Here is a 2,797-nt window from a genome sequence, read left to right on the forward strand (position 1 = left end):
GCCCATTGCACGCGCATCTGGCTGACCCGCTCGCCGGCCCAGCGCGACCAGGTCAACCCGGTGGCCGAGAAGAACACCAACCCGATCACGATCCACAATCCCAGCAGCGTATGCAGGCGGCGCACGTTCAGCGGGCGTATCACATTGACCGCGCGCCGTTGCTTGCGCCCACGCCACCACAGCCACACGCCGCCCAGCGCCCCCAGCCACAACCAGGAGGCGGCCAGTTCGCTGTAGTTGCGGCCCAGTGAGCCCAGCATCAGGTTGCGGTGCAGGTAATCCAGGGTGGTGCGCAGCGGTAGCACGCCGCTGGTGCCATAGACGATCAGATCGCCCCTGACCTGCAGGCTCACCGGATCGACGAAGATGGCGCGGCTTTCCGAGTCACCCAGTCCGCTCTGGCTGAACATGACCCGCGTATTCCAGCCGGCTGCTCTGGCCGGACGCACTGCGAACAGGCGCGCATCCGGCCCCAGGAAGGCTTGCGCTGCCGCCACCTGGTCGGCCAGCGGTCGGACCACGCCGGAGGTGTGGTTGTAGAGTTGCTGCGCATACAGGTGCGACTCGATCTGTGGCGTAAGGACATAAAGCGTGCCGGTGAGCGCGGCCACCAGGATGAAGGGGCCGACGAACAAGCCGATGTAGAAATGCAGGCGCAGCAGCACCGCCTGCACGGCAGAGACCGTCGCACGGGCGCGGCTGGCAGCGGTGACGGCAGTGCCATCAGCGGCGGGCTGGAGGGAGTGGGTAGTCATGCAGGCAAGGTCGACGCGCAAGGCGGACGCAAAGGATCATCAGGTGCGCGATTGTAGGCTGCGCAGCCACGGCTGCGAATGTGGCAATTTGTCGCAGCCATGCGCCCATGAAAAAAGAGCCGACGGTAGTTACCATGCGGCTCTTCTGTGCCAGGTGCTTGGCGGTGCAGCCCGACTGCTGGTAGGCCGCATCCAGCGGATCACATGGGGTTTTCGTCGATCCAGTCGCCCGAAAAATCGAGGATGTAGGCAATGGCCTCGTCTTCGGTATCGAATTCATTGGTAGGCGCCTTGCGCTGGTAGCGCAGCTTGCCGCTGCCATCCTTGCCCTCGTGGATCACGAAGCAAGCCATGAATTTACCGTTATCGAGCGTCTTGATCTCTGGAATGACGGCATTTCCCTTGTACGGGAAGATCTGGGACATGTGATGAAACCTCCTTGTTGCGAGGCGCAATGCTAGCACAAGCCGGGCTTTCGCACCGGAGCGCCCCCTTGCCGCGAGGCCCATCAATGAGCACCTGGTCCACACAATTTGCAACATTGTTGCATTTGTGAGATATTTGCAACCAAGTTGCATCTATGCGACCGCATTTAAATATTGCCCGGACGTTCCCAGCCCACCATTTCCACTCTTTTCATGACCACCACCCAACGCCAGCCCGGCGATCGCCGGCTTCCCGTGACGGTGCTTTCCGGCTTCCTCGGTGCCGGCAAGACCACCCTGCTCAACCACATCCTGAACAACCGCGAAGGCCGCCGCGTGGCGGTGATCGTCAATGATATGTCAGAGGTCAACATCGATGCCGCGCTGGTACGCGACGGTGGCGCCGACCTCTCGCGCACCGAGGAAAAACTGGTGGAGATGAGCAATGGCTGCATCTGCTGCACCCTGCGCGAAGACTTGCTCATGGAAGTGCGCAAGCTGGCCCGCGAGCGCCGCTTCGATCAGTTGGTGATCGAATCGACCGGCATCTCGGAGCCGCTGCCGGTGGCCGAAACCTTCACCTTCACCGATGAAGATGGCGCCAGCCTGTCGGATGTGGCACGCCTGGACACCATGGTGACGGTGGTCGATGCCTTCAATTTCCTCAAGGACTACAGCTCCCAGGACAGCCTGCAGGAGCGTGGCGAATCGATGGGCGAGGAAGATGGCCGCACGGTGGTCGATCTGCTCATCGAGCAGATCGAATTCTGCGACGTGATCGTCCTCAACAAGCTGGACCTGGTCGCGCCGGCCGATCTGGAACGCCTGCACGCCATCCTGCACAAGCTCAACCCGCGCGCGCGCATGGTCACGGCGCAATTCGGCAAGGTTGCGCTGGACCAGGTGTTGAACACCGGTCTGTTCGACTTCGAGCAAGCCAGCCAAGCTCCCGGCTGGTTGCAGGAATTGCGTGGCGAGCACGTGCCGGAGACCGAACAGTACGGCATTACCAGCTTCGCCTGGCGCGCGCGCCGGCCCATGCATCCACAGCGTTTCTTTGATCTGGTCAACCGTGAATGGCCGGGCGTGGTGCGCTCCAAGGGTTTCTTCTGGCTGGCGACGCGACCGGCCCATGCCGGCTCCTGGTCGCAGGCCGGGGCCGTGTGCCGCCATGGACTGGCCGGCAAGTGGTGGGCCGCAGTGCCACGCGAGCAATGGCCGCAGGAACAGGAATCCATCGATTTCATCCTGCAGCAATGGGATGAGAACGTGGGCGACGCCCGCCAGGAGCTGGTCTTGATCGGCATCGAGATGGACCAGCAAGCCCTGCGCGCCCGTCTCGACGCCTGCCTGCTGTCGGACGCCGAGATGGCGCAAGGCCCGCTGGGCTGGGCGCGCATGGCCGACCCCTTCCCTGCCTGGGAGTGATGCGCATGGCTCGAAACCATCAGCAACTTGTGCCCGCGCGTGGCCGTGCTCAACTTCGGCCCGTCCTGCGTCGCGTGCGCTGGACGGATTTATAGAACAATAGGCTAGGATTATTGGCGAGCGGGCGCCTGGATCATCAGGGGAATAACGGTGAAAACGTCCCGCATTCGGACTAGGCAAAATCGCAAG

Annotated in this window: 3 protein-coding genes; 1 reads left to right on the top strand and 2 read right to left on the bottom strand. The window is 62.7% G+C overall.

Annotated elements, in window-relative coordinates; all coding sequences use genetic code 11:
- Both I5W_RS21065 and I5W_RS21070 read right to left on the bottom strand, forming a co-directional pair.
- Nucleotides 1–755, bottom strand: a 755-nt coding sequence (locus tag I5W_RS21065; RefSeq protein WP_252717154.1) for a PepSY-associated TM helix domain-containing protein, incomplete at its 3' end; no start/stop codon positions are given.
- 200 nt (nt 756–955) lie between these two features.
- Nucleotides 956–1,180 (bottom strand): hypothetical protein, encoded by a 225-nt coding sequence (locus I5W_RS21070; RefSeq protein ID WP_026051919.1) that lies wholly within the window; start codon nt 1,178–1,180, stop codon nt 956–958.
- Between the two features lie 213 nt (nt 1,181–1,393).
- On the opposite strand from I5W_RS21070, the gene zigA reads away from it, so the two are divergent.
- Nucleotides 1,394–2,608 carry a zinc metallochaperone GTPase ZigA gene (zigA, locus tag I5W_RS21075; RefSeq protein ID WP_017450527.1) on the top strand — a complete coding sequence of 405 codons (1,215 nt, stop codon included), beginning with the start codon at nt 1,394–1,396 and terminating at the stop codon, nt 2,606–2,608.
- Nucleotides 2,609–2,797 lie beyond the last annotated feature (189 nt).

The sequence above is a fragment of the Herbaspirillum sp. B65 genome, assembly GCF_000333555.1.
In the GTDB taxonomy this organism is placed as follows: domain Bacteria; phylum Pseudomonadota; class Gammaproteobacteria; order Burkholderiales; family Burkholderiaceae_D; genus Herbaspirillum; species Herbaspirillum rubrisubalbicans.